Origin of the sequence: Sphingomonas cellulosilytica (genome assembly GCF_052321755.1) — a bacterium.
Lineage (GTDB): Bacteria > Pseudomonadota > Alphaproteobacteria > Sphingomonadales > Sphingomonadaceae > Sphingomonas.
This window is the reverse complement of the sequence record NZ_JBQRTT010000010.1, coordinates 24,644-50,293: the sequence shown is the minus strand read 5'-3', so window position 1 is coordinate 50,293 and position 25,650 is coordinate 24,644. Positions and strand designations below refer to the sequence as shown.

Genomic DNA, 25,650 nt, shown 5'->3' with positions numbered 1-25,650 from the left:
CGGGATGCCGATGGGCTCACCGGGCATGGAAATGCCGGGCATGAAGGCCCAGGCCTATGACGTGATCGCGTTCGGGCCGAGCGGCCGCAGGGTGTTCGCCCGCCATTGAAAAGGGGAGGCGCGAACGCCTCCCCTCCCAGCTTACTTCTTCTGCATGCCCGACATGTCGTGACCGGCGTGCTCGCCGTGCTTCATGTCCTTCATGTCGGCGCAGCAATCCTTCTTCGCGCCGTCCTTGTCCTTGCAGCAGTCGGCGCCATCCTTGCAGCACTCCTTCCCCGCGCAGCAGTCAGCGGCGGCAAAGGCCGTGGCGGGAACGAGCGTGAGCGCGATAGCCGCGCCGATGAACTTGATGGTCTTCATGTGTAATTTTCCTCAAATGCACTGATTGATCGGAATCCACGTCGATCAGGCGGTTCGAGGAGGTGGCGGTGCAGGACCGCCCGAGCGACCAACAAGGGCATGAGGCTCGGGTGCGGGCGGATCCGTCCGCACGGCGAGCTGCGGCGCGGGAGACGTGTGAACGTCGAGGGCCGTTGCGATGCAGGCTCCTACGCAGTCCACCGGAGGGGTCTTTTTTACGGGCGTGAGCGGCGCGCGATCGCAATCGGCCATTCCGGCATGCGCCTGCGAAGGCGGCGCAGCCTGCGCCATGGCCTCGCACATCGGGCCCATCCGCACGAGCAGCATCGCGCCCAGCAGGAGCAGCGCAAATGTGCGGACGAGGCGGCCGAAGCTCATGCAGCCCTTCTAGCTTGCGCCGGGCCGCCGCACCAGATCAGTGCGCGACGCCCAGCACCATCCAGATCGCCATGGCGACCATCATCACGTTCTCGGTGAGCGACAGGAAGCCCAACGGCACATTGCTGTCACCGCCCACGCACGCGCATTTCAGCTCGCGCTTGTCGACATACACGGCCTTGATGACCGAGACCGCTCCGATCGTCCCGATCACCAGCGCGATCGGCACCGACAGCCAGGTCAGCACGCCGGCCGCCATCAGCACGCCCGCTGCGCCTTCCGCGTAGGGGTAGGTGTAGGAATAGGGCACCCAGCGCTTCGCAAGCAGATCGTAGTTGAGGAACATGCTCGAAAAGCTCTCCACGTTCTGGAGCTTGAGCATGGCCAGCACGCACATGGAGAAGGCGATGAACCACTCACCCGCGCGTACCGTGAACGGTGTGCCGAGCACGGCATAGCTGGCCGCCAGCGCCATCAATGCCGTCATCGCGAACACAACCGCGACCGGCCGGTAGGTCACCGCCGTGGGGTCGGCCACGGTCTTACCGAAAAACCGGCGCAGATCGTCGTAGCCTCCTACCCGCTCGCCACCGATGAAGGTCTGGGGTGTCGTTTTGACCCCATGCTCGGCTTTGAACGCGTCGGTTTCCTCGCGCGTGCGTAGCCAATGGTCCTCGACCTCATAACCCTGCCGGCGCAGCAGATCCTTCGCCTTGATCCCGTAGGGACAGGTGTGGGTCGGCATCACCATCCGATAGATCGTCGCCTTCTTGGGCGCGAACGTCGCCATTCGTCTTCTCCGGCCTCTGTGCCCGACCTATATGGCATCCGTACTATAGTACGGAGTCAAGGCATGACCGGCATGACGATCGCAGGGCTCGCTCGAGAAGGCGATGTGGGCGTGGAAACGATCCGCTACTACCAGCGCCGAGGTCTTCTCGACACGCCCGACAGGCCGATAAACTCCGGGTCCGGGGGCGGTATCCGCCGCTATGGCCCGGAGGATGTTCGCCGGCTGCGCTTCATCCGATCGGCCCAGGGCGCCGGCTTCACGCTGGAGCAGATCGGCGAGCTGCTGGCGCTCGACGCGACCGACGATCGCGCACGCGCACGCGAGCTTGCCAGCGAGCGGATTACGGTGCTGGACGCCAAGATCGAGGAGCTTGAGCGGGTACGCGCGTCACTGCGGCATCTCGCACACGAGTGCGGAAACGGATCAGCGGGACCGTGCCCTATTCTGGCGGCTTTCGATCACGCTTGAGCGTCAGCTCGGGCGATGGCGATGCTCGACAGATCGGTTCTGACGTCGACTGGCACGCCGGCGTGCCTGCGCTCGGAATAGCGGTCGACGAGCTGGGTTGCATATGGGCGCAGCAGGACGGTGAAGCGCACCAGCTCCTCCATTACATCGACGATACGGTCGTAATAGCTCGACGGCTTCATGCGCCCAGCTTCGTCGAACTCCTTGTAGGCCATCGCCACCGATGATTGATTGGGGATCGTGAACATCCGCATCCAGCGGCCAAGCAGGCGTAGTGTGTTGACTGCGTTGAACGATTGCGATCCGCCCGACACCTGCATCACCGCGAGCGTGCGTCCCTGCGTCGGCCGCATCCCCTTCATCTCGAGCGGCAGATGATCGATCTGCGCCTTCATGATGCCCGTGATCTGGCCGTGCCGCTCAGGGCTGCACCAGACCTGCCCCTCCGACCACATTGATAGCTCGCGTAACTCGTGAACGGCCGGGTGATCGTCTCCCGCCACTTGGTCGGGCAGCGGCAGCGTGGAAGGATCGAAGATGCGCGTGTCTGCGCCAAACAGGTGCAGCAAGCGCGCCGCTTCTTCCGCGGCTAGGCGCGAGAAGGAGCGCTCACGCAGGCTGCCGTAGAGCAGCAGGATGCGGGGAGCGGGTTCGGTCGGCCCAAGATCCGCGGCGAGGCGATGACGGATAAACGCCGGATCGAGTGCCGGCAGAACATCCAAATCGGCAAGGGTACGAAGCGGCATCAGAGGGCTTTCACGAGGTAGGTCGCGGAGGCGGGGCAGAGCGAGGTGAACTCGCGCGTGGCGGCAATAGCGGACGGTGCCGAATGGCGATCGGCGGCCGCATAGCCGAGCATGCGGAAGAACGGGGCCGCGGTCGTGGTCAGTAGATGGAGTCGCTGTACGCCCAGTGTGCAAGCTTCTTGTTCGAGCGCGGCGACCAGCGCGCGGCCGATGCCGGCGCCCCGACGATCGGGAAGGATGAGGACGGAGCGGAGCAGACGGTCGGCTCCTTCGCCTTCCAGACCACCATAGCCAATTAGGCTATCCGCATCGAACCGGAAGAACACGCGGTCAGGCTCCGCGAGATCGGTGCTGGGCAAGCCCATGGCGTCGAGGTGCCGCGACAGCTCAGCAAGGTCGCTGGCTTGGAGAAGCCTGGCGATCGGCGTCATCATGCGCCGCGAGGCCCGAGCAGGATCAAACAGGTTCCGACAAGGCAGAGGGCGGCCCCGCCGACATCCCAGCGATCGGGACGGACGCCCTCGACACTCCACAGCCAGAGCAGGGAGGCGCAGATGTAGATGCCGCCATAAGCGGCATAGGCCCGCCCCGCGGCATCACTGTCGACGCGGGTCAGAAGCCAGGCGAAAAGGATTAGGGAGGCAACGCCGGGGACCAGCCAGAGGGGCGCCCTGCCCATTCGGAGCCACGCCCAGAATGCGAAGCATCCGGCAATCTCAGCAAGCGCCGCGCCGATGTAGATCAGGGCAGTCATTCGATGGTAATCCTCAACGCCAAGGCACCGAGCGTGACCAGCAGCACCGGCACGGTCAGCGTGACACCGATCCGGAAATAATAGCCCCATCCGATCCGCACGCCTTTCTGGCCGAGAACGTGAAGCCACAGGAGCGTCGCGAGCGATCCGATCGGCGTGAGCTTGGGACCGAGGTCGCAGCCGATCACGTTGGCGTAGATCATCGCCTCCTTGACCGTGCCCGTGGCATGGGCCGCATCGATCGACAGCGCGCCCACCAGCACGGTCGGCATGTTGTTCATCACCGAGGAGAAAACGGCTGCGATCACGCCTGTTCCCAAGGCGGCACTCCAGACACCGCCTTGTGCCGTCCGATCGAGGAGCGCAGCCAGATGATCGGTCAGGCCGGCGTTCCGCAGGCCATAGACCACCAGGTACATGCCGAGCGAGAAGATCACGACCTGCCACGGTGCGCCGCGCAGCACCTTCCGCGTCTCTATCACGTGCCCACGTCCGGCGATTACCAGCAGAAGGATCGCGCCGGCAGCGGCAACGGCGCTGACGGGCACGCCAAGCGGTTCGAGCAGGAAGAAGCCGGCAAGCAGCAAAGCGAGAACGATCCATCCGGCGCGGAAGGTCGCGGCGTCATGGATCGCTTCTCGGGGCGTACGTAGCGCCCCCACATCGTAAGCTCTTGGTATGTCACCTCGAAAGAACAGTAGCAGCGCGCCCAACGTGGCGGCGATCGACACTAGATCGACCGGCACCATCACGGACGCATAATCGCCGAAGCCGATGCCGAAGAAGTCGGCCGACACGATGTTGACGAGGTTCGACACGACCAACGGCAGACTGGCCGTGTCGGCGATGAACCCCGCCGCCATGACGAACGCCAGTGTCGCCCTGTCCTTGAAGCCTAGCGCCCGCAGCATCGCGATGACGATCGGCGTCAGGATCAGCGCCGCGCCATCATTGGCGAACAGCGCAGACACCGCCGCGCCGAGCAGCACGATCAGGACAAATAGTCGGTGACCATGCCCCCTGCCCCAGCGTGCGATATGCAGCGCCGCCCATTCGAAGAACCCGGCTTCATCGAGCAACAGGCTGATGACGATGATGGCAACGAACGCGGCGGTCGCGTTCCACACGATGTTCCACACCACCGGCACGTCGGACAGCGTGACGACGCCCGCTAGCAGCGCCACGACCGCCCCTCCCATGGCGCTCCACCCAATGCCGAGGCCCTTGGGTTGCCAAATGACGAGCGCGATTGTGGCGACGAAGATCAGGACGGCCAGGAGCATCAGACGACGCGCTGGCCCGAAGCGTCCACCACTTGCTCACCGTCTTCCTTGGCAAACGCGCCGAGCTGATCGCTTGGCAGCAGATCGAGGACGGCTTCAGAGGGGCGGCACAGCTTCACGCCGAGTGGCGAGACGACCAGAGGCCGGTTGATGAGGATCGGATGCGCCATCATCGCGTCCACCAGCGCGTCGTCGGACTTCGACGTGTCACCCAGGCCCAGCTCCGCATAGGGTGTGCCCTTCTCTCGCAGGAGCTCGCGGGGCGCTATGCCGGCGCGATCGATCAGCTCGACCAGCAGGGCACGCGAGGGCGGCGTCTTCAAATACTCGACCACATGCGGTTCGATGCCGGCATTGCGGATCATGGCGAGTGCGTTGCGGGACGTGCCGCACTCGGGATTGTGGTAAATGACGATATCGACAGGCACGAAGCGTCCTTTCAGCAGCAGGGGGCGAGTTCCGCGACGAGCGGCGCGCACAGCTCGGCATTGCCGGCGCAGCAGTCCTTGACGAGGAAGAGGGTGAGCGCACGTAGGCCGTCCAGGTCAGCGCAGTAGATGATGGATCGACTGCGACGTTCGGACCGCACGAGGCCCGCGCGCGCAAGGATGCCCAGATGTGCGGACATGGTATTCTGCGGCACATCAAGCTGACGGGCTATGTCGCCGGCTGCCATACCGTTCGGTTCATGCCGCACCAGCAGGCGGAAGACATCGAGGCGTGTCGCTTGCGCGAGCGCGCTCAAAGCGGAAATGGCCGAATCGTTTTCCATATATCCAACATAGTGGATATGACGAGAGCGAGGCAACGGGTCCGGAAAAACCAGGTCCGCAACACCTTCCGGCTCGGAACAGGATTATAGGCGCGGCTCGCGCGCCTCGCCTTTCCGAGGACCAGCAGCATGATTGATTTGGACGACCCCCAAGCGGTCAAGGAAGCGTCGCGCGCTAATCGCCGCCGGCGCTTTCGCAGCTCCGCAAAGCGGGCGCGGCCTATTCCACCACCTGACAGTTAATCCGCCTTGGAGGGCGCGCGGATCAGTGCGCCCACCGCGAGAAACGTGTCAAAACCGTCCGGTTATGACACCGGCTGTCGTTCGCCGGCTGGGAAGTGACGGTAGAAGGTCGAGCGGCCGACTTGCAGCAGTTTGGCAACCTTGGCGGGGCTGTCGCCCGCCGCAAGCAGCTTGCGCGCAGTGTCGAGCATGTCTGGCGTCATCACCGATTTGCGACCCCCGCCGGTGCCACCCTTGGCACGCGCTGCCGCTAGGCCGGCGAGGGTCCGTTCTTTTATCAGCTCGCGCTCCATTTCCGCGACCGAGGCAAGGATATGGAACAGCAGCCGGCCCGATGGCGTGGACGTGTCGAACCCATCCGTCAGCGACCGGAAATCGACCTTGCGCGCCGAGAGGTCGGCCGCCAGTTCGATCAGGCCTTGGATCGAGCGGCCCAACCGATCGAGCTTCCAGATGACCAGCGTGTCGCCGGCCCGCACGAAATTGAGGGCCTCGATCAGGCCGGGCCGGTTCAGCTTTGCGCCGCTCACCTTGTCGGTGAACAGCTTTTCGCACCCAGCTCTGGTCAGCGCATCGGTTTGCAGCGTCAGGTCCTGATCGGACGTCGAGACACGCGCATAACCAACCAGCATGAGTCCCGTTATCCCAACTCGAACAGCGAATTTCGGGACTCATATTTCGGGAACATATTTTGGGAAAGCTCCGGCGTTCATCGGGCGCATTTTTATGCCGGTCCGGTCCGTCCCGTTGGAGGTTCCTTTACGGGAACGCCGATCAGGCTCTGGTTAGCTCAGTTTTGCGCGTGATAGTCCAATGCTCCAGTCGTTTGTAGACGATCACCTTGTCGCCGATCAGATCTCCATGCCGGCGACAGAAGAGGTCGAGCTGATCGCGATCGCCGACCAGTTCGACACAGATCGTCAGATGCGGATCGGCAATTTCCGAGCCGTTCTCCCGGATCGGTTCGTGATTGCTGAAGCCGTAATGGGTATTTTGCGCGACGGCGTTGATGATGCCGTCCGCCTTCGCGGTGCGAATCAGCTCGCGATAGAGCGGCTTTGCCCCCCAGAAGCGACGCGGGCCGATCTTGTCGGACGGTTTCAGATAGATGCGCAGCATCCCGACTTCGCGGTGATGGACGGTGAAACGATTGGGCATGACGGGCTTTCGACAGGAAACAGGATCAGGCGCGCGTGCGCCGGCGAGAAGCGCGGTGCGTGCGGGCATCGCGCAGGGTCGCGTCGGGTGTGAGGTGTGCGGCAGGTACCTTTGGCACAGCGACGCGCTGCGACAGGTAGATGCCGTTGTGGCCTGAGCAGAGGTAGGCGACGAAGCACGCGACTGCGATCGGCACCGCATAGGCCGCGCCGAACAACTCGATCCCCATGAACGTGCAAGCCAGCGGTGTGTTGGCCGCGCCCGCGAACAGCGCGACGAAGCCGATCGCTGCGAATAGCCCCGACGGTACTCCGAACATCGGCGCGAGCGCATTGCCGAGCGCCGCGCCGATAAAGAACAGCGGCGTGACCTCGCCCCCCTTGAAGCCCGCGCTCAGGGTCACGACGGTAAAGAGCAGCTTCAGCGCCCAGCTCCACGAGTGCGTATCGGGACCAAAGAAGCTGGCGATGGTCAGGCTGTCCGGTGTCGCGGCGAGCGTACCCAGGCCAAGATAGTCGCGGGTTCCGAGCAGCCAGACCAGCGCAATCACGGCCAGCCCGCCGATAACGGGTCGTAGTGGGCCATAGGGGATCACGCGCTTCAACCATCCGCCCAGCGCGTGATTGGCCTCGGCAAAGGTCAGCCCGGTCAGACCGAAGGCAATGCCGGCGACACCGGCCTTGGCGACGAGCAGCGCGTCGACCGGCACCAGCGCATCGACATGGTAGACGCCGTGATGAATGCCCCAGGCAAGACAGGTCCAGTCACCGACCAGCGCCGCGACCAGGCATGGCACCAGCGCGCGATACTCGACCCGACCGATCGCCAGCACCTCCAGTGCAAAGACCGCGCCCGCAATCGGCGTCCCGAAGACCGCGCCGAACCCAGCCGCGATCCCGGTCATAAGGAGGGTGCGTGTCGCTTCCGCATCCAATCTGAGCGCGCGTCCAAACCCGCTGGCAAGACTGCCGCCCAACTGCACGGCGGTGCCTTCACGTCCCGCCGATCCCCCGAACAGATGTGTCACGACCGTGCCGAAGAAGATGAGCGGAGCCATGCGCAGCGGCACGCCGCCCCCCGGTTCGTGGATTTGCTCGACGATGAGGTTGTTGCCGCCTTCGACCGAGCGCCCTGTCAGATGGTAGAGCAGTCCGACCACGAACCCGCCGATCGGCAGCAGGTAGAGCAGCCAGGGAAAGGCGAAGCGAAGCCGGGTTACGGCGTCGAGGCTCCGCAGGAAGGCCGCGCAGAGCGTTCCCACCGCTGCGGCCATCGGGACCAGGATCAAAGCCCACCGCAGTACCGACGTGGCATGGGTGCGGCGATCGCGAATGAACGCTGCCATGTTGAACTGGTCATAGAGATTGCGAAATGTCGCGCGCACGATTCCTCCTTGCTGCCTTGCGGCGCCTGGTAGGAATCATCGGCCCTTGCGAGGGCGGTTCGACCGAATGGCCCGGCGGAAATCCATCGCCGTGCCTGCGCATATGCTGTCCGACCGCGACCCGGTCAACCAACCGCAGAAGCATGAGACTATCGTTTTGGTGAGGACCGATAAAATGGCTTTGGCCACGGAATAAACCCCGACGAGCATCGTCTACGCTTTCGAGACCGATGCGCTGGAGGCTTATGCGTAGACGAGATTGGATGCTGGGTCTGACGGCTTCGGCCCTACTTACCGGCGCAGTCGCGGCCGCCCCCGCCGATGGCTACGCTACCATGATGTCTGTCGCGATGGACCGGATGATGGCGGGCATGATGGTCAAGCCGTCCGGTGACGTCGACCGCGACTTCGTGGCGATGATGCTTCCGCATCATCAGGGTGCCATCGATATGGCGGTGGCGGAGCTGCGCTACGGCCATAACGAGCAGCTCAAGCGCATCGCGCAGGAAATCATCATCGATCAGCAGCAGGAGATCGCCGCCATGAAGCTGGCGATCGGCCAGCCGCTACCGCCTTCGACGCCAGCCCCGACGCAGGGCGGCGACCACCATAGCCCTATGGAGCACTGACATGATCCGGACCATCCTGCGCTCGGCCGCCTTGCTGATGAGCGCCGCACCGGGCCTCGCCATGGCCCAGCAGGCGCCGTGGAACGCTAAGGACATGCCCGTCAGCCACCGCGACCGCGTCTATGCGTCTGAACAATTCTCCAACACGGTGTCGGTGACCGACCCGGCCGACAACCGGCTGCTCGGCGTCATCAAACTCGGCGATCCCCAGCCGATGAACTTCTCCCCGCTCTACAAGGGACAGGTGCTGGTTCACGGCCTGGGCTTCTCGCCGGACGGGAAGACCTTGGCGGTCGTGTCGATCGGATCGAACGCCGTGTCGTGGATCGACACCGCCACCAACACCGTCAAGCACACGACCTATGTCGGGCGCAGTCCGCACGAGGCGTTCTTCACGCCGGACGGCAAGGAGGTGTGGGTCACGGTCCGCGGCGAGGATTATATCGCCGTGCTCGACCCCACGACGTACAAGGAGACGGGGCGCATCAAGACGCCCGGTGGTCCGGGCATGACGATCTTCTCTCCCGATGGCCGGTACGGCTATGTCTGCTCTTCGTTCAATCCGGTATTGGCTGTGTTCGATGTCGCGACCCACGCGCAGGTCGGACAGGTGGCGCAGCCAAGCCCCTTCTGCCCCAACATCGCCGCGACGCCGGACGGCAAGCAAGTGTGGTTTACGCTGAAGGACATCGGCAAGACGGTCGCATTCGATGCTCGGCCACCCTTCGCGATCCTGAAGGTGCTGGATACCGGGCCTATCACGAACCATGTCAATTTCGCCCGCACGGCCAAGGGGCAGTTCGCGTATGTGACGGTCGGCGGAGAGAATGTGGTCAAGGTGTTCCGCACGTCCGACTTCACGCCGGTGGCAACAATTCCGGTCGGCAAGATGCCGCACGGTGTTTGGCCATCGGGCGACGGCCGGCGCGTTTATGTCGGGCTAGAGAATTCCGATGAGCTGGCCGCGATCGACACTGCCGGCAACATGGTCGTCGCTACCGTGCCGGTCGGACAGGCACCGCAGGCGATCGCCTATGTGTCGAACGCAGTTCCGACAGGCCCCGGCACCGACAATCTCCAGCCGCTCGGCACAGCGGGCAAGGCGCTGCATCTGACCATGGGGCCGATTGGCGGCAAAGGTACGGCAAGCAGCATCACCCTCTTCGACCAGGGCATCATTCAGGTCGTGCAGAGTGCCGTTACCGGTTTGCAGCCCAAGAAGCCTTACATGCTCGTACTGACCGCCAATGCGGACGGCAGCGGCGCTGTAGAGCCGCTTGCGAACTTCATGAGCAACCCGGCAGGTGCGGCGATCGTCAACGCATCGGGTCCGATCCGCCAGATCGTTCAGGGCAGCACCGCGACACCCCGGCGCTTTCTGGCGGTTGCGGAGGTGGTGAACGGCGCGCCGGGGCGCATCGTGCAGGTGCAGCGCGACTGAGATGGACCCGCTTGCCGCCGCGATCGAACCGCTGATCCCCGGGCTGCGCCGCTATGCCCGGTCGTGGTTGCGCGACCGGGTGATGGCGGATGACGTGGTGCAGGATTGCCTGGAGCGCGCGGTCGGGCGCTGGCGACAGCGACGGGGTGCGGAGGTCCGCCCGTGGGTCTATGCGATCCTGCACAATTTGTTGGTCGATCATCAGCGGCAGCATAGCCGGCGAGGTACGGCGGTTCCGCTCCACCTCGTGGACGACGCCGCGCTCGGCCGCCCGGCCGATCAGGACACAGGCCTGCACCACCGCGACCTGCTGCGCGCGCTTGATGCGTTGCCTGAAGAACAGCGAACGGTGCTGCTCCTGGTCTCGGTCGAGGGCCTGCCCTATGCGGAGGTCGCTGCCGTAGTCGGCGTGCCGCTGGGCACGGTAATGTCGCGCATATCGCGGGGGCGCGACCGTCTGGCGACCCTCCTCCGGGAGGGTGAACGGCCGCGATTGAGGAGCGTGCAATGACCAGCCCGATCGGCGAGGACGATCTGGCCGCATGGATCGATGGCAGGCTGTCGCCCGAGCGGCAGCGCCTGGTCGACGCCTATCTTGAAGGCCAGCCGGACGTGCATGCCCGTGTGCGAGAGCAGGCGGAGCAGGCGCGAGCCCTTGCATCCCTGTTCGCCCCCGTCGCGGATGAACCGATCCCGGCGACGATGCGCGTGGCAGCGATCAGGGGACGGCAACGGCAACCGCGTTGGCAGCTCGCCATCGCCGCGTCACTTCTGCTGGCGTTGGGGTTTGGCGGTGGCTGGTCGAGCGCGCGGTGGAGCGGCGAACCCCGCGCGGGCATCGCGGCGCTGGCCAACGAGGCGAGTGATAATTTCCGTGTCTATGCCGCCGACCGGATACGACCGGCGGAGATCGGCCCCGACCAGCGCGCCATGCTGATCCGATGGACCTCCGCTCGATTGGGTGAGCGCGTCACGATCCCGGACCTCAGCACGGCCGGCTATCGCTATGGCGGGGGGCGACTGGTCGCGACGCCCCACGGCCCTGCGGCACTGCTCCTCTACGACGGACCGCAAGCGTCGAAACTTGCGGTGCTGACGAGGCCCATGCAGATCGACAAGACCGCGAGCATGACCAGCACGTCCAGCGGGACCATGGGCCGGGTCACATGGGCGGTCGACGGGATCGGCTATAGTGTGGTGGGCGAGCGACCCGCGGCCGAACTGCATCCGATCGCCGATGAAGTCCGGCGTCAGGCAGATGCCGCGCTTGTGTCCTGATAGCGCCTTGCCGCCTCCCGGCGCCGACGGGCACCGGGCGGTCCAGCGCGATCACGGCTTGCGCTCGACATCCTTCCTGTCGGTCTCGGCCGGCGTCAGACGGGCTCGCTCGCGGATGCGGCGTTCCAGCGGCGCGCCGACGAACAGGACGAGCATTGCAAGGCTCACCCCGCCGATGATGAGCGGCCACACCGCCAACCCTGCTGCCGCGCCGATCGTGGCTGTCACCCAGATGCACGCGGCGGTCGCCAATCCATGCACTTCCTGACCCTGGCCGACCCGCAGCACCGCACCGGCACCGATGAAGCCGACGCCGGACAGAATGCCCTGCATCGCCCGTCCTGCGGCATCGGCGTTCACGTTCGGCAAGCCACTATGCACGATCGCCTGAACGGCGATGCAACTCGCCAGACCGACCAGACCCAGCGTCCGCAGGCCCATGATCTGCCGGTTCTCACGCGAGCGTTCCCAGCCGAGCACCATCCCGGCCGCGGTCGCCACCACCAGCCGGCCAATCGCATCGATCCAGAAAGCGACGTCCGGTGCCGCTGATGCTTCGATCATTCGACCAGCACGTGAACGTGATGCCAGGCGGTGCACAGATAGCCGGCGAAGTTCCACATCGTATCCGGCCGCTCGGGCTGTCCCTGCCCGGTCTCGTCGAAGGCACGGGCGACAAGGTGCTGGCGTCCCTTGGCAAGTGTGGCGTCAAGGATCCAGCGCCGCCAGCCCCAGCGCGTCTCCGGATCGGCGAAGGTCGCCTGTTGCCAGTCGCGACCGCCGTTCACCGACACTTCGATCCGAGAAATACGGCGGTCATAGGCAATGGCATATCCCTCAATCCGCACCTCTCCGGCGGCCAAACTCTCGCCCGCACCGGGCGAGCAGATCGCGGCGTTGAGCGGCATGGCATTGATCGTCAGACCCTGGCTCCAGTCGACGGTGTCGCTCGTCACAGCGGCGGGGAAGAGCTTGTAGTCGTGCGCCTGGATCGGTGCCTCGGAGGGCGTTTCACGCACCTCGATCCGTGTCAGCCATTTGGCGCTGCGGACCCCGGCATAGCCAGGCACCACCATGCGGAGCGGGGCGCCATGTTCGGGCGTCAGCGGCTCGCCATTCATCGCCCAGGCGAGGAGTACGTCGGGCTCCCGCGCCTTGCTCATGGCGATCGATACCCCGAACAAGGCTTCTTCACCCTCCACGTCCACCTCGTCCGCGCCGGTGAACGCCACGAACAGCTCGGACGCATCCGGCGCGCCGACCGCATCGAGCACATCGGCCAAGCGTACGCCGGTCCACTCCGCATTGCCGATCGCGCCTACGTCCCACGGATCGCCGGAGGTGTTGGCGACCTGCTGGAGATCGGTACGCCGGTTGCCGGCGCACTGGAGAACCGCCGTTACCGTGCGCGTGGCAAACGTGCTCTTCAGTTCCTGCACCGAGAAGAAGCGGCTCGCCATGCCCCTCCCGCTCACCTCGATCCGATGATTGGCGGGCAGATCCGGCACTGGCCCGTGGCTGCGCACGTAGAACAGCGCCTGCGGCGTCAGGAACCGCTCGATCAACGCACCGGGCGTCGGCTCGGCATTGTAGGGATCAGAACTGCGCTCGATCATATCGGTCATGGACGATCAAACGTCGCGGGCACGCGTAACGCTTCAAGTCTTCGAGACCATCGCAGACGAAAGGCTGCCGACCATTCCGATATCCAGATTGGAATGACCATATCAAACGGTTGGTCGTATCGATCTAAGTACGCGATATATGCTGCATGACTTTGGAGCAGCTCAGAATATTCGTCGGTGTCGCGGAGCGCGAACACGTCACCAAGGCAGCGGAGGCGCTGAACGTCACGCAGTCTGCTGCCTCCGGGGCGGTTGCGGCCCTCGAAGCGCGCTACGGCGTTCCGCTGTTCCACCGCGTCGGGCGTGGCATCCAGCTTACCGAGGCAGGCCGCGGCTTTCTGGAGGAAGCGCGCGCGGTGCTGGGGCGGGCAGCGCATGCCGAGACGATGCTCGCGGACTATGCCGGGCTCGCGCGTGGTTCGTTGCGGATCGTCGCCAGCCAGACGATCGCGAGCTATTGGTTGCCGGCAAAGCTCGCCGCCTTCCACGAACGCCACCCACAGATCGCGGTCGAGCTGGCGATCGACAACACCGAAGGCGCGGCAGCGCAGGTGTTGAGCGGCGCGGCGGAACTCGGCTTTGTCGAGGGCGAGGTGGACGAACCGGCGCTTGCCCACTGGAATGTCGGGCATGACCCAATGGTGCTGGTCGGCCGCGAGGAAGCCGAACGCATCGACGAGGCCTGGCTGCGCACTACACGCTGGATCGTCCGTGAGCAGGGATCGGGTACGCGCTCGACTTTCGAGGACGTGCTGCGAACGCGCGGGTTTGATCCGGCTCAGCTGACGATAGCGATGACGCTGCCGTCCAACGAGGCGGTGCGCACCGCCGTTGAGGCCGGTGCCGGCGTTGCCGTCTTGTCGCGATTGGTCGTCGCGCGCGCGCTCAAGGCTGGCGATCTCGTCGAGCTGCCGCTCGGGCTGCCCGACCGCGCCTTTCACGCGCTGCGCCACAAGGAACGCTATCGCACCCGCGCGGCCGACGCGCTGACGGATCTCATCAAGGAGCAGGTCGCATGACTGCCGACACGCACTCCGTTCTCAGCGGCCTCAAGCCGCTCAGCCGGCTCGATCACCCCCGCGAGATGATCCGCCAGTTCACGCCCAACTGGTTCGCCGCGACGATGGGCACGGGCATCCTTGCCCTCGCGCTGCCGCAGGTGCCCGGCATCGGGCCTTCGCTTAAACCTGTCGGCGAGGTGTTGTGGTTCTTCAATATCGCGCTCTTCGCGCTGTTCGCCGGCCTCTATGGCGCGCGCTGGGTGATGTTCGGGCACGAGGCGCGGCGCATCTTCGGGCACAACACCGTGTCGATGTTCATCGGGACCATTCCGATGGGGCTGGCGACGATCATCAACGGCTGTCTCGCCTTCGGCATCGCGCGGTTCGGAAATGGCATCGTGCCGGTCGCGCATATCCTGTGGTGGATCGACGTCGCCATGTCGCTCGCCTGCGGCGTGCTGATCCCCTACCTGATGTTTACCCGCCACGAGCACAGCCTGGACGGCATGACCGCCGTATGGCTGCTGCCGGTCGTCGCTGCCGAAGTGGCGGGCGCCAGCGGCGGGCTGCTCGCGCCGCATCTAACCGATCCCCACGCGCAGATAGTGACGCTCGCGACCTCCTATGTGCTGTGGGCCTATTCGGTGCCGGTCGCGTTTGGCATCCTCGCCATCCTCATCCTGCGCATGGCACTCCACAAGTTGCCGCATGAAAGCATGGCGGCATCTTCCTGGCTGGCGCTGGGGCCGATCGGCACGGGTGCTCTGGGCATGCTGGTGCTCGGCGCGGATGCGCCGGCGATCCTCACCGCGCACGGGCTAGCCGGCGTCGGCACCGTCGCGCAGGGGATCGGCGTTGTCGCCGGGCTCTGCCTTTGGGGTTTCGGCCTGTGGTGGCTGGCGCTCGCGACGCTTATCACCATCCGCTACTGGCGCGCGGGCGTGCCGTTCAACCTCGGCTGGTGGGGCTACACCTTCCCGCTCGGCGTCTACACCGTCGCCACCTTCCGCCTCGGCACGACGCTGAACCTTATGTTTTTCGGTATCGTCGGCACGGTGCTGACGGTTGCGCTCGCGGCGATGTGGCTGCTGGTCGGTGCCAAGACGCTAGCCGGTGCATGGTGGGGCAACCTGTTCGTCTCGCCCTGCATCGCCACCCCGAACTGATCCGCCATGATGATCGGATCAGTCGGTCCGATCACTTGCAGAATGCCCCTTCGATCCGCCAGCGTGACTGGCCACAGGAGAGCCTTGTCATGGACAATTTCGACGCCGGGCTGGCGAGTGAGACCAGCCGTCGCCGCTTCCTCAGCCATGCCGCGCTCGGCACCGCCGGCCTTGCCGCCGCGCCGGCACTGGCGCAGCAGCTCGTCGACCTGAAGCTGCCCGGCGGCAATGCCGAGCGGCCGATGACCAGCGCCTTTCCCGGCAAGGGCAGCATGATCCTCCAGCGCGTCCATCCACCCTTGCTGGAGACGCCGATGGAGGTCTTCGACAAGTCGGTGTTCACGCCCAACGACCAGTTCTTCGTCCGCTGGCACTGGGCCGACATACCGACCTCGATCGACGTCGAAAGTTTCCGCCTCAACGTCTTCGGCCACGTCAATCGGCCGCTGTCGATCAGCCTCGCTCAGCTGCTGCGCCTTCCACGGGTCGAGATGGCGGCGGTGAACCAGTGCTCGGGCAACAGCCGCGGGCTGTTCCAGCCGCGCGTCGCCGGCGCGCAATGGGGCAATGGCGCGATGGGCAACGCCAAGTGGCTCGGCGTTCGCCTGCGCGACGTGCTCGACCTCGCCGGGGTCAAGGCAGGCGCGGTGCAGGTGCGCTTCGGCGCTCTCGATCAGCCGGTCGTGGCGGGCGCTCCTGACTTCGAGAAGGCACTCGACATCGACCATGCCCGCGACGGCGAGGTCATGATCGCCTTCGGCATGAACGGCGAGCAACTGCCGCTCCTCAACGGCTTTCCCTGCCGGCTGATCGTGCCGGGCTGGTACTCGACCTATTGGGTCAAGATGCTGAACGCGATCGAGGTACTGCCCGGCCCTGACGACCAGTATTGGATGGCCAAGGCCTACAAGATCCCCGCGACACCCGGCGCGAATGTCGCGCCCGGTGCCAAGGACTTCCCGACCGTACCGATCAATCGCATGATCCCGCGTAGCTGGATGACCAGCCTGCCCGATGGTCAGGCGATCGCCTATGAAGCGTCGATCCCGGTCGGCGGCATCGCAATGGGCGGCGATTGCGGCGTCGCCAAGGTCGATGTGTCGTCGGACGGTGGCCGCACCTGGTACAGGACGACGCTCGGAGCGGACGAGGGCAGGTACAGCTTCCGGCGCTGGGACGGGCGGGTGCCGCTGAGACGCGGGCCTAACCCCATCATGGTGCGCTGCTGGAACACCAACGGTGTCGCTCAGCCGATGAAGCCGATCTGGAATCCCGGCGGGTTCATGCGCGGCAACATTGAAACCACCACCATCATCGCGGCCTGAGGAGCGAGCAAATCATGAAGACTCCGTCTCCCGGCATGATGGCTGCTGGCCTGATCGGCCTGACCGGCATCATCCTCGTCTCGATCGGCGCGCCGAGCAGCCGCAAGGCGCCCGTTCCGATCTCCGAGATGTCTGAGCCGGCACCGGCCGCCAGCGTGTCAGCGCGCGGCTTCTCGCTTGCCTCGACCAGCGTCGACCTGCCGGCCGACGACGCGACCTACCCCGACGGTCCGCACGCCGACGTCATCAATGCCAATTGCACCTCGTGCCACTCAGCCAGCATGGCGCTGACCCAGCCTGCGCTATCGGCGGATCAGTGGAAGGCGACCGTCACCAAGATGCGTGAGGTGTATAAGGCGCCAGTGGCCGAGAAGGACGTCGATGCGATCGTTGCTTATCTCACCGCTATGCCGAGCCAGAAGGTGGCACCCGCGACCGGCAAGGCGCAGGACCCGGACCCCAAAGTGGCTCCTGATGTCTCAGGTGGAACCGGCTAACCGATCTACTTCCATAATCCCGAAATACCATCCCAATCGGGACAGGCGGGCCAGAGAGCGTAGGTTTCTTAACAGCCCCCGTCGTTCTCCGCGGCTTGGGTGGTGTTAATCGGACCCCCCTCTGGGAGCCGCTGGGTGGTGTTAACCGGGCTCCCCTTACCTCCGAAGCTTCGGTGTTAATCGGACCCTTTTGCAGGGATAATTGGTCGCCGCCTTTTGGGGGGTATGCCCCCCGCCCGCTCCTCACTTCGCTCGCCCTTCATGCTGCGCGCGACTTCCCACCCAGCATCGTTCAGGACTGACCATTATCGTCCGGTTGCGGCCGGTCCGCGCGACCTCGCATTTGCATGGGTTTGCAGGTGTCAGAACCGCGTGTCGAATATGTCAGCTTGCGACAGCCTGAGGTAAAAAAGGTCTACCTTAGCAATCAGCATCACGCCGCTTCTTGTTTTTCTACATCGATCGATGTAGAAAAATCGGAAACGAGGGGTGTGCGATGCTCAAGACCATGATCCATGACAGGCCGGAAGAGGTCGATGCGGCGCTGGCGCGTCTCGGGTTGACGGCATCGCCGTTGATGCGGGCGGTTCGCGCAGGTTATTTGTCCCGAATTTCCCGTACGGCGAATGATGCACCGATCGCGGCTGGCTTCTATCATTGGAACGAGACGCTTCGGACGTTGCGTGACGAGCTGGTCGTGTTGGGATGGACGCGGGTGGATGAGCAGATGTTCTCCACCATCCTGAGTCCGGACGGCCGCATCGCCATCTCCGTGTCGTCCGGCGATGAGGCGACAGGTAGCGCACGTGGATTTCCTCGCACCAAGCGGGACAAGGGGCCGCGCACAGCTGATGTGATCCACGCTAACGTGGAGCAACTCGACCTTTTTGAAACGACCCCAGAACCGGCTCCTAAGGAGGAGGCAGAATGCCTCACCTATGTCCTGCTGTTTCATGCCGACGCTACGGAACTTCGAGCCGAGCTGTCGTTGCCGGTGAGCATGGACGAAAAGGATCATATCGATAGCTGGCGCGAGCGTATTATTTTAGGCTCCCAGCCACTCGACCCCGAAGGCGCTAGGATGCCGGCACCGGACTTTGGTCCGGACATCGACATCGACGTTCAGCGTCGCGCGTGAGGCAATGTTTTCCCCTTCGCGTCTTAGAGTGGCCCGCAAACGGCGCGGGCTGAACAAAACCCAATTGGCTGAACGTATCGGCGTCGATCTGCGCAGCGTCACAGGATATGAGCGCGGCGATTACGAACCAAGCGGTGACACGCTCGGCCGTATCGCTGTGGCACTGCGCTTTCCGGCCGCTTTCTTTGCCGGTGCCGATTTGCATGAGCCGACCAACCGCACTGCGAGCTTTCGCTCTATGGCGCGCATGGCAGCGTCGCGTCGTGAAGCCGCTCTGGCTTCTGGCGCTTTGGCGTTCCTATTAAACGATTGGATTGAAGCGCGTTTCGCGTTGCCGCAACCTGATCTGCTTGATCTTCGGGAAGAGGACCCGGAGACGGCCGCCATGGTCTTGCGTCAGCATTGGTTGCTCGGCGAGAAGCCAATCCGCAACGTCGTCCATCTGCTCGAATCCAAAGGGGTTCGAGTCTATTCGATGGCAGAGGATACGGCGGAGGTAGATGCATTCTCCCTCTGGCGGGAGGCGACGCCATTCGTGTTCCTGAACACTCAAAAGTCGGCGGAACGCAGCCGGTTCGATGCTGCGCATGAGCTTGGGCATCTCGTTCTTCATCGGCATGACGAACCAAGAGGTCGTGAGGCCGAGCAAGAGGCTAACCGATTTGCATCGGCATTTCTCATGCCTCGCGGGAGTGTCCTGGCGCACGCACCGATGATGCCGACGCTGGAGACACTTATACGCTTAAAGCATCACTGGATCGTATCCGTGGGAGCCTTGGCCTATCGGTTGCAGGCGCTTGGGCTTCTATCGGAGTGGAATTATCGCGGACTGTGCATCGATATGGGTCAGCGCGGTTACCGCACGGCGGAACCTGAAGGTGCTCAGCGAGAAATGTCTTTGGTGATCCCGAAAATCTTCGCGGCGTTGCGCGAGGATGGGATGACGAAAGCGGATGTTGCAGCGGCTCTTCATATCGAGCCGGACGAACTTGACCGCCTCGTCTTTGGGCTGGCGGTGATGGGATTGCATAGTGATGCGGTGCCATCAACGACCGCACCACGCACACCTAAGCTTCAACTGGTACGCTGACAGACAAACAGCTAGACACCATAATTAGACCTACACGGAACCGCATATGTCCTTAGGACATATGCGGTTCCGTGTGGCATGTGTCAAGAGAGATGTGGCGGCGAGGGGAGAGCGCAAAACCGTTGACTGCTAGTAGCGATATCCCTATGTCCTTAGGACATAGGGATATCGCTACGGTATGAATTTCAATGATGGCCTCGATAAAGCCCTGCTCGAGCATGATGCGCCGATCGTCACCGATTACGAGTTTTTTACCCTCGGCCGGAAGCTGTTTGAGGCCAAAGAGTGGGCCGGTGAGCCGTTAAAGCGGCTACCCGCTGGCTGGGACCAGACCCGTGCGCGGAACTCTCTCCGCCGCCTTGAAGCTCGTAAGTCCCTAACGGCAGATGCCGACTTTCACTCTGGCGTTTGGCGTGTGGTTCAGTCCACGCGGAATGGGTCGGCTGAAGAGGTGGCCTGTATCGTTGATCCCTTCTGCTACGTTTCTCACCTTTCGGCGATGCAGCGCTACGGCCTGACTGATCGTAGCCCCGAGGCGTTGCACCTCACGACGCCGGCAAGACCCGTTTGGAACATGCTGCGCGATCGGAAGATGGTTGAGGATTTTGGCGGCCCACCTGACGAGGGGCATCCCCTGCTACTGCGCTTGGGGTTCAAGGGTGAATTGCGTCGTCGACCAGTTATCCTGCACCAATCTAGCCACCCTGCAACGCCTGTAAAAATTCGCGGGGAGCAGACACGAATCACATCTATTGGACGCACCTTTGGAGACATGCTCTCTGAGCCGGCGCTGTGTGGCGGTATCCGCCATGTGATCAACATTTGGGAGCAGGAGGCCGAACAATGGGCGGACCAGATCATCGATGAGGTCGAAAAATTCGATTCCAAAATGGTGAAGGTCCGCGCAGGTTACTTGCTATCCGAGGTACTGGAGGTTGAAGATAGCCGGATCGACGGCTGGGAGCAGTTCGCCCAGCGTGGGGGGTCAAGGAAACTCGACCCGGACGCACCATATGCTCCGACCTATTCCGAACGATGGATGATTTCTCTGAATGTCTGAAATTGACGAGGCTCCCGAGGGAGAGCGAACCGAGATTGTTGATGTCGACGTGCGCGCTTGGGTGGAAGCTGCAAAGACCGACCTGGTTCGCTATCGTGACCGGCAGGTGACGGAAGTCGTCCTGGCCGCGATCGGCGTCGCGCCGAACCTGAAAGAAACCCTGGTGCTGAAAGGCGGGGCGGTCATGGCGCTTGCCTTCAAAAGCGAGCGGGTGACGGGGGATGTGGATTTCAGCGCGGACGCTGATCCCGAGACTTTTGCCCAGCTCATCGTCGAGGAGCTGAACGCACTTTTGCCGAGAACGGCGATCAGCCTCGGTTATGTCGATCTGCTATGTCGTGTGCAGGCGGTCAAAAAGATGCCGCGAGCTAAGAACTTCGAGCAATATGACTTTCCAGCATTGCTTGTGCGGATCGGCTCGGCGGTGCGGGGATCAGGAGAGGAAAAATGGCTCGACGCTGGCCAGGCTACTCGCGTTTTGGATATGGAGATCAGCTTCCGCGATCAGGTCTATGCCTTTCAAGAACTGAGCCTCACGGATGCCGGCGTTGCTGTGCGCGCGTTCACTTTGCATGAGCTGATCGCCGAGAAGTTCCGGGCCTTGCTCCAGCAGCCCATTCGGAATCGATACCGGCGTCAGGATGTCTATGACATCGCATTCCTTGCTGAGACTAATCCGCTGACCGACAGTGATCGGGCAAAGATACTCACGACGTTCGTGGATAAATGCCGTACCCGTAGCATCGAGCCTACCATAACGTCGATCGACGATCCGGAAATTACAAAGCGGGCGCAGGCTGATTGGGATACGCTCAAGCTGGAATTGTCGGACCTGCCTGCGTTCGATGAACGGTTCGCCATTGTCCGAGAACTCTATGTGTCCCTACCGTGGTAATCGCCATTAAAATTCTGGGGTGAAGAGATCGGGGCGTAAAGGCGAAATGGACCAAAGCGCACCAGACGATCTCCGGCGCATATGGAGGCAGAACCAAATTCCGGTCATTGTCCGCAAAGGCAAAGGCTACAGGCTCATTGTCAAATTGCCGCACTCCAGCAGAACCTTTGAGGACCGGCGCTTAGCACGTGCTTTCCTGCAAGTAGTCCGTCCAACGGGCCGGAGTCCGGATTGGCTCGAACGTTATAAAGGGTGGGAAGTGGCGCAAGATTGGTTCAGCGATCTCGTGAATCACATTCTTGGCAAATATTCGAAGCTCTACATCATCCAGCCCTATCGTGAGCAGGAGAAGTGCGCGTCGCAATGCATGAACGCGCAAGGGCACGAATGCCAATGTTCATGCATGGGTGCATATCATGGTGCCGGGGGGCCGGGCGCCGGGTGGTTCGAGGTGTCGGAGACATTTGCGACCCGGTGGGGCGAGTCATATCTCGCATGTCGGTTGATGGAACGAACGCCCGGTTCGCAGCCCCTTTGATCGGGCAGTCACGAGCCACCTTTCCTCACCGGCTATATATGATAATGTCCTTTATCGGATGTAGGAGGTACTTTTGCTATGATGGACGAAGCCGCCAAATTGATGGTCGATACGGCCATGGCGCTGCGGACGCCCGGGCGACCAATGCAAGGCAAGATCCGGGACCTCGATAACCTGACGGACGAGGAACTGCGTGCACTGATCAGTAACGTCGCCGGTTTCGCTAACACGGCCGGCGTGACCCTCAAGGGGGTTCATGCAGGAGGCGACCTCTATATGCGGTTGGGCGGTACAAATACCATCTACGCCAATGCCCGAAGCGAAGCAGGGGTTTTCGTGGTGCAGACAGACAATATTGGTGAGTTGGTATTCCTTTTCGAATGACAACGCAGCTTGCGCGCCTCGGGCCTACCCTCACCCTCCCTACCCTGGTCGCATCGGCCGAGGCACATGCGCAGCGGCGCTTCCTTGAGTTTTTCGCCGTGGCGATCCGTAACGCTCATACGCGCAAGGCCTACATGCGTGCCGCCAGCGACTTCCTGGTTTGGTGCGATGCTCGTCAGGTGCGGGCGCTGGCCGATATTGAGCCGCTACACGTCGCTGCATGGATCGAGGAACTAAGGAGTGCAGTGAGCGCGCCGACCGTCAAACAGAAGCTCGCTGGCATTCGGCATTTGTTTGACTGGCTGGTGATTGGCCAGGTCGTGCCGGTGAACCCGGCCGGATCGGTGCGTGGGCCGAGCCATAGTGTGAAGCGGGGCAAGACGCCGGTGCTGGCGCCTGAGGAGGCGCGCCGACTGCTCGATAGCATCGACGTGACCACGCCGGCGGGGCTGCGTGATCGAGCGTTGATCGCGTTGATGGTGTTCAGCTTCGCGCGGATTGGCGCTGCGCTCGGGATGCGGGTCGAAGACGCCTATGTGCAGGATCGGCGCCTTTGGGTGCGGCTGCACGAGAAGGGCGGCAAGCGGCATGAGATGCCTTGCCACCACAGCTTGGAGGCATACCTGTACGCCTATATCGACGGGTGCGAGCTTGGCGACGATCGCAAGGGACCGCTGTTCCGGACGATCGCGCGGGGCACGGGTCAGCTAAGCACAACCCCCCTGCCCCAAGCCAATGCGTTCCAGATGGTGAGGCGTCGCGCTTCTATCGCCGGGATCAGGACCGCGATCGGCAACCACTCGTTTCGGGCCACTGGGATAACCGCCTACCTAAAGAATGGGGGCACGTTAGAGAAGGCCGCTGCCATGGCGAACCATGCCTCTACCCGGACAACCCAGCTCTACGATCGGCGGCACGATGCGGTCAGCCTGGACGAGGTGGAGCGCGTACTGATTTAACACCCGCGAGTTGCTCCGTCGCCGCGCGGCGGGATTGAAGTAGGGCGCGGAGGCCAGTGACTGGCCCCGCTCGCTTTCAGTGGCAGGCCTGTCCTCCCTGGGTTGTGCTAATCTGCTATCCTGCATAATATCAAAAAGACATAATTGAAGGTGTGCACACGTGCAGATAATCACGCTTGCAGCTCAGAAGGGCGGCGTTGGCAAAACGACGCTAGCGGTCAATCTCGCGGTTGCGGCCCAAGCGGCCGGGATCAAAACGGCCTTGTTCGATCTTGATCCGCAGGAGAGCGCGACCGCATGGAGCGAACGGCGGACGGCCGAACTGCCCCATGTCGAACCAATCAGTGCGCGCAGGCTCAACCAGGCGATCGACGCGGCTGAGGCCAACGGTTTCGCTCTTACCATCATCGACACGCCGCCAGCTGCCGGTTCAGAGGCCGCGGCAGCGGCGCAGCGTGCTGACCTCGTCGTCATTCCGTGCCGCCCCTCGCTGATCGACTTGGACGCGATCAAGCGGACTGCGCAGCTTATCACCAGCACCGGGAGAATGGGTGTGGTCGTGCTGAACGCGGCTCCTCCAACGGCAACTACGCTGCTGGATGATGCTCGGACACTTGCCGAAGCGACCGGATTGCGTGTGGCACGCGCGGTATTGCGGGAGCGGAGTGCCTACCGAGCAGCATGGCCTTACGGTCTCGGCGTCATCGAGCATGAGCCCAAGGGTAAGGCAGCGCAAGAAGTTGCAGCCTTGCAAAAACACATATTTGATGATCTGATGCCTTGCACACCTGCAAATGTGAAGGCTTGAACATGGCAAAGCGGACTTCCTTGCTAGCCCCAGCGATGACACCCCAATCGCGTCCCGAGGCCGAGCAGGAGAATGTGTCCGCTCCCTCGGCACCGCCGGTGAACGCAACGCGATCAAGCGGCAAGCGACCTGGCAAGTACCACCTAGGAGCCTACTTTGATCCGGCCGATCCCACGGCCGAAGCCTTCAGGGTGCTGGCGGCGAGAACCAGGCGCAGCCACCAGGACCTTCTTGCCGAAGCGATCAGTGAGCTAGTCGCGAAGTATGAGGCCGATAAGCAGTTCGGTCGTTCTTGATAATGTGCACACCTGCATAAATGCAGAACGGCAGGATTGATGCTAAGTGACCAAACGTCAAAACCCTAACCCCGAGTTCGACCTTTTCATCCCGTTGATGGGCGATCTTCCGCTCAAGGATCAGCGGGAGACTATGGAACGACCGTTCTTCTCGCTCCAGAAGCGTAAGCGAGTGAAGCCGATCGAGTACAGCAGCCCGGACGGCGAGACGTGGGTGAAGATCGAGGCGATCCCGGCCTACGGCATGGCGACCATCTGGGATGCCGACATCCTCATATGGGCAGCCTCCACTCTTAATCGGATGCGGGAGCAGGGAGTAAACGACCTTCCTCGGACCCTCAAAACCACATCCTACGACCTGCTTCGAGCGATCAAGCGCGATACCAGCGGCCGAGCCTATCAGGAATTGCAAGCGGCGCTGCAACGGCTCCAGACGACCTCCATATCCACTTCGATCCGCGCTCCGAAGCGGCGTACCAAGGCCGGCTTCAACTGGCTCGACAAATGGACGCTGGAGGTGGACCCTGAGACGGACCAGCCCCGGGGCATGACCATTACCCTGTCCGATTGGGTCTATGAGGGCATCATGGGAGAGAGATCGCTTCTCACCATGCACCAGGACTACTTCCTGCTCACTGGCGGATTGGAACGCGCCCTGTACCGGATCGCGCGCAAACACGCCGGTAACCAGAAGGGCGGGTGGACATGCCGGGTGGAGGTGCTGCGCGACAAGACCGGCAGCGACAGCAAGCCTAAGGAGTTCAACCGGATGCTCCGTAAGGTGGTGGAGGCCGACCAACTCCCCGATTATGCGATGGAGCTGACGACGACGATAGATGGTAGCCCTGCTGTGCTGTTCCGTCTTCGGGGGGAGGCAGAGGCGTTGGCGTTGACAGCCAGGTTGGAGGCCGAACAGGAACGGCGGCATCGCTTCGACGCCGATCGCCGCCGCGCGACCGAGGTGGACGACCTTATGGATAGGCTCGCCGGCGGACGCTGACTATCGTGGTTTCACACACCGTCGTGAGCAGGGCACGATCCGAACCGTCTCGGAGGGAACGGTAGGAGTGCGGAATTGACAGTAATCGCGGTGCCAATAGCCAATTGATTATCGTGGGATCACACACCCAAGCATCGTGGGATCACACACCGAGCTATCGTGGGATCACACACCGAAT

General features: G+C 63.1%; 32 protein-coding genes and 1 riboswitch. Of the genes, 18 read left to right on the top strand and 14 right to left on the bottom strand.

The genetic code is table 11. The annotated features are described in order from the left end of the window. Window positions 1–141: 141 nt before the first annotated feature. The 3 genes from ACTZQ5_RS13490 to ACTZQ5_RS13480 are packed head-to-tail and all read right to left on the bottom strand — an operon-like array spanning window position 142 to window position 1,531. Window positions 142–363: a hypothetical protein gene (locus ACTZQ5_RS13490; RefSeq protein ID WP_066779340.1), complete on the bottom strand. Its 222-nt coding sequence runs from the start codon at window positions 361–363 to the stop codon at window positions 142–144. A gap of 45 nt (window positions 364–408) precedes the next feature. Next, on the bottom strand, window positions 409–741 hold the full coding sequence (locus ACTZQ5_RS13485) for a hypothetical protein (protein WP_066779338.1): 333 nt from the start codon (window positions 739–741) through the stop codon (window positions 409–411). Between the two features lie 37 nt (window positions 742–778). Continuing rightward, window positions 779–1,531, bottom strand: a complete 753-nt coding sequence (locus ACTZQ5_RS13480) for a MauE/DoxX family redox-associated membrane protein (protein ID WP_066779336.1) — start codon at window positions 1,529–1,531, stop codon at window positions 779–781. A 63-nt stretch (window positions 1,532–1,594) separates the two neighbouring features. On the opposite strand from ACTZQ5_RS13480, the gene ACTZQ5_RS13475 reads away from it, so the two are divergent. Then, complete coding sequence (locus ACTZQ5_RS13475) at window positions 1,595–2,002, top strand: MerR family transcriptional regulator (protein WP_066779335.1); 408 nt, start codon at window positions 1,595–1,597, stop codon at window positions 2,000–2,002. Here the strand turns inward: ACTZQ5_RS13475 and arsH are convergent. The 9 genes from arsH to ACTZQ5_RS13430 all read right to left on the bottom strand — a co-directional run bounded on the left by arsH (window position 1,993) and on the right by ACTZQ5_RS13430 (window position 8,342). Then, on the bottom strand, window positions 1,993–2,748 hold the full coding sequence (gene arsH, locus ACTZQ5_RS13470; protein WP_066779332.1) for an arsenical resistance protein ArsH: 756 nt from the start codon (window positions 2,746–2,748) through the stop codon (window positions 1,993–1,995). The genes ACTZQ5_RS13475 and arsH overlap by 10 nt on opposite strands. Further along, on the bottom strand, window positions 2,748–3,182 hold the full coding sequence (arsN2, locus tag ACTZQ5_RS13465; protein WP_219994274.1) for an arsenic resistance N-acetyltransferase ArsN2: 435 nt from the start codon (window positions 3,180–3,182) through the stop codon (window positions 2,748–2,750). Before arsN2 ends, arsH begins: the two co-directional genes overlap by 1 nt. Then, window positions 3,179–3,502: a YnfA family protein gene (locus ACTZQ5_RS13460; RefSeq protein WP_088368453.1), complete on the bottom strand. Its 324-nt coding sequence runs from the start codon at window positions 3,500–3,502 to the stop codon at window positions 3,179–3,181. Before ACTZQ5_RS13460 ends, arsN2 begins: the two co-directional genes overlap by 4 nt. Next, window positions 3,499–4,785, bottom strand: coding sequence for an arsenic transporter (locus ACTZQ5_RS13455; protein WP_088368452.1), 1,287 nt, complete (start codon window positions 4,783–4,785; stop codon window positions 3,499–3,501). Before ACTZQ5_RS13455 ends, ACTZQ5_RS13460 begins: the two co-directional genes overlap by 4 nt. Next, the gene (gene arsC, locus ACTZQ5_RS13450; RefSeq protein WP_088368451.1) at window positions 4,785–5,213 is read right to left on the bottom strand and encodes an arsenate reductase (glutaredoxin); all 429 of its coding nucleotides are present in this window, start codon (window positions 5,211–5,213) and stop codon (window positions 4,785–4,787) included. The genes ACTZQ5_RS13455 and arsC overlap by 1 nt, the downstream gene beginning before the upstream one ends. A gap of 11 nt (window positions 5,214–5,224) precedes the next feature. Next, complete coding sequence (locus ACTZQ5_RS13445; protein ID WP_066779324.1) at window positions 5,225–5,557, bottom strand: ArsR/SmtB family transcription factor; 333 nt, start codon at window positions 5,555–5,557, stop codon at window positions 5,225–5,227. 305 nt (window positions 5,558–5,862) lie between these two features. Beyond that, window positions 5,863–6,432, bottom strand: coding sequence for a recombinase family protein (locus tag ACTZQ5_RS13440; protein WP_110150398.1), 570 nt, complete (start codon window positions 6,430–6,432; stop codon window positions 5,863–5,865). Window positions 6,433–6,574: 142 nt separating this feature from the next. Continuing rightward, entirely contained in the window at window positions 6,575–7,027 is a 453-nt protein-coding gene (locus ACTZQ5_RS13435) for a DUF190 domain-containing protein (protein ID WP_204200589.1), read from the bottom strand. Continuing rightward, on the bottom strand, window positions 6,984–8,342 hold the full coding sequence (locus tag ACTZQ5_RS13430) for a voltage-gated chloride channel family protein (protein WP_042489218.1): 1,359 nt from the start codon (window positions 8,340–8,342) through the stop codon (window positions 6,984–6,986). Before ACTZQ5_RS13430 ends, ACTZQ5_RS13435 begins: the two co-directional genes overlap by 44 nt. A gap of 23 nt (window positions 8,343–8,365) precedes the next feature. Next, window positions 8,366–8,442: riboswitch (Fluoride riboswitch) on the bottom strand. 163 nt (window positions 8,443–8,605) lie between these two features. Between ACTZQ5_RS13430 and ACTZQ5_RS13425 the strand changes: the two genes are divergently transcribed. The 4 genes from ACTZQ5_RS13425 to ACTZQ5_RS13410 are packed head-to-tail and all read left to right on the top strand — an operon-like array spanning window position 8,606 to window position 11,690. Continuing rightward, on the top strand, window positions 8,606–8,971 hold the full coding sequence (locus tag ACTZQ5_RS13425; RefSeq protein WP_219994278.1) for a DUF305 domain-containing protein: 366 nt from the start codon (window positions 8,606–8,608) through the stop codon (window positions 8,969–8,971). Between the two features lie 37 nt (window positions 8,972–9,008). Beyond that, entirely contained in the window at window positions 9,009–10,412 is a 1,404-nt protein-coding gene (locus ACTZQ5_RS13420; RefSeq protein WP_443585662.1) for a YVTN family beta-propeller repeat protein, read from the top strand. A 1-nt stretch (window position 10,413) separates the two neighbouring features. After that, window positions 10,414–10,923 carry an RNA polymerase sigma factor gene (locus ACTZQ5_RS13415; RefSeq protein WP_007406239.1) on the top strand — a complete coding sequence of 170 codons (510 nt, stop codon included), beginning with the start codon at window positions 10,414–10,416 and terminating at the stop codon, window positions 10,921–10,923. Continuing rightward, complete coding sequence (locus ACTZQ5_RS13410; RefSeq protein WP_007406229.1) at window positions 10,920–11,690, top strand: anti-sigma factor family protein; 771 nt, start codon at window positions 10,920–10,922, stop codon at window positions 11,688–11,690. The genes ACTZQ5_RS13415 and ACTZQ5_RS13410 overlap by 4 nt, the downstream gene beginning before the upstream one ends. Window positions 11,691–11,741: 51 nt before the next feature. Here ACTZQ5_RS13410 and ACTZQ5_RS13405 read toward each other — a convergent pair whose 3' ends face one another. Both ACTZQ5_RS13405 and ACTZQ5_RS13400 read right to left on the bottom strand, forming a co-directional pair. Further along, complete coding sequence (locus ACTZQ5_RS13405; RefSeq protein WP_179510735.1) at window positions 11,742–12,290, bottom strand: MgtC/SapB family protein; 549 nt, start codon at window positions 12,288–12,290, stop codon at window positions 11,742–11,744. Continuing rightward, window positions 12,251–13,255, bottom strand: a complete 1,005-nt coding sequence (locus ACTZQ5_RS13400) for a sulfite oxidase (RefSeq protein ID WP_443585661.1) — start codon at window positions 13,253–13,255, stop codon at window positions 12,251–12,253. Before ACTZQ5_RS13400 ends, ACTZQ5_RS13405 begins: the two co-directional genes overlap by 40 nt. 206 nt (window positions 13,256–13,461) lie before the next feature. On the opposite strand from ACTZQ5_RS13400, the gene ACTZQ5_RS13395 reads away from it, so the two are divergent. From ACTZQ5_RS13395 to ACTZQ5_RS13335, 13 genes are all read left to right on the top strand, one after another. Next, on the top strand, window positions 13,462–14,334 hold the full coding sequence (locus tag ACTZQ5_RS13395; RefSeq protein ID WP_007406272.1) for a LysR family transcriptional regulator: 873 nt from the start codon (window positions 13,462–13,464) through the stop codon (window positions 14,332–14,334). Next, window positions 14,331–15,482, top strand: a complete 1,152-nt coding sequence (locus ACTZQ5_RS13390; RefSeq protein ID WP_443585660.1) for a TDT family transporter — start codon at window positions 14,331–14,333, stop codon at window positions 15,480–15,482. Before ACTZQ5_RS13395 ends, ACTZQ5_RS13390 begins: the two co-directional genes overlap by 4 nt. Before the next feature lie 89 nt (window positions 15,483–15,571). After that, window positions 15,572–16,807 carry a molybdopterin-dependent oxidoreductase gene (locus ACTZQ5_RS13385; RefSeq protein ID WP_007406293.1) on the top strand — a complete coding sequence of 412 codons (1,236 nt, stop codon included), beginning with the start codon at window positions 15,572–15,574 and terminating at the stop codon, window positions 16,805–16,807. 38 nt (window positions 16,808–16,845) lie between these two features. Then, on the top strand, window positions 16,846–17,304 hold the full coding sequence (locus tag ACTZQ5_RS13380; protein WP_271300945.1) for a c-type cytochrome: 459 nt from the start codon (window positions 16,846–16,848) through the stop codon (window positions 17,302–17,304). Window positions 17,305–17,800: 496 nt separating this feature from the next. Beyond that, on the top strand, window positions 17,801–18,442 hold the full coding sequence (locus tag ACTZQ5_RS13375; RefSeq protein WP_110150401.1) for a hypothetical protein: 642 nt from the start codon (window positions 17,801–17,803) through the stop codon (window positions 18,440–18,442). A gap of 4 nt (window positions 18,443–18,446) precedes the next feature. Continuing rightward, complete coding sequence (locus tag ACTZQ5_RS13370) at window positions 18,447–19,532, top strand: helix-turn-helix domain-containing protein (RefSeq protein WP_110150402.1); 1,086 nt, start codon at window positions 18,447–18,449, stop codon at window positions 19,530–19,532. Window positions 19,533–19,710: 178 nt separating this feature from the next. After that, window positions 19,711–20,592 (top strand): type IV toxin-antitoxin system AbiEi family antitoxin domain-containing protein, encoded by an 882-nt coding sequence (locus tag ACTZQ5_RS13365; protein ID WP_110150403.1) that lies wholly within the window; start codon window positions 19,711–19,713, stop codon window positions 20,590–20,592. After that, window positions 20,585–21,487 carry a nucleotidyl transferase AbiEii/AbiGii toxin family protein gene (locus ACTZQ5_RS13360; RefSeq protein ID WP_110150404.1) on the top strand — a complete coding sequence of 301 codons (903 nt, stop codon included), beginning with the start codon at window positions 20,585–20,587 and terminating at the stop codon, window positions 21,485–21,487. Before ACTZQ5_RS13365 ends, ACTZQ5_RS13360 begins: the two co-directional genes overlap by 8 nt. Before the next feature lie 616 nt (window positions 21,488–22,103). After that, the gene (locus tag ACTZQ5_RS13355) at window positions 22,104–22,409 is read left to right on the top strand and encodes a profilin (protein ID WP_110150406.1); all 306 of its coding nucleotides are present in this window, start codon (window positions 22,104–22,106) and stop codon (window positions 22,407–22,409) included. After that, window positions 22,406–23,368: a tyrosine-type recombinase/integrase gene (locus ACTZQ5_RS13350; protein ID WP_110150407.1), complete on the top strand. Its 963-nt coding sequence runs from the start codon at window positions 22,406–22,408 to the stop codon at window positions 23,366–23,368. Before ACTZQ5_RS13355 ends, ACTZQ5_RS13350 begins: the two co-directional genes overlap by 4 nt. Window positions 23,369–23,528: 160 nt before the next feature. Further along, the gene (locus tag ACTZQ5_RS13345; protein WP_110150408.1) at window positions 23,529–24,176 is read left to right on the top strand and encodes an AAA family ATPase; all 648 of its coding nucleotides are present in this window, start codon (window positions 23,529–23,531) and stop codon (window positions 24,174–24,176) included. A 2-nt stretch (window positions 24,177–24,178) separates the two neighbouring features. Next, the gene (locus ACTZQ5_RS13340) at window positions 24,179–24,472 is read left to right on the top strand and encodes a ribbon-helix-helix domain-containing protein (RefSeq protein WP_373369182.1); all 294 of its coding nucleotides are present in this window, start codon (window positions 24,179–24,181) and stop codon (window positions 24,470–24,472) included. A 46-nt stretch (window positions 24,473–24,518) separates the two neighbouring features. Then, window positions 24,519–25,472: a replication initiator protein A gene (locus ACTZQ5_RS13335; protein ID WP_110150409.1), complete on the top strand. Its 954-nt coding sequence runs from the start codon at window positions 24,519–24,521 to the stop codon at window positions 25,470–25,472. The last annotated feature ends 178 nt before the right edge of the window (window positions 25,473–25,650 follow it).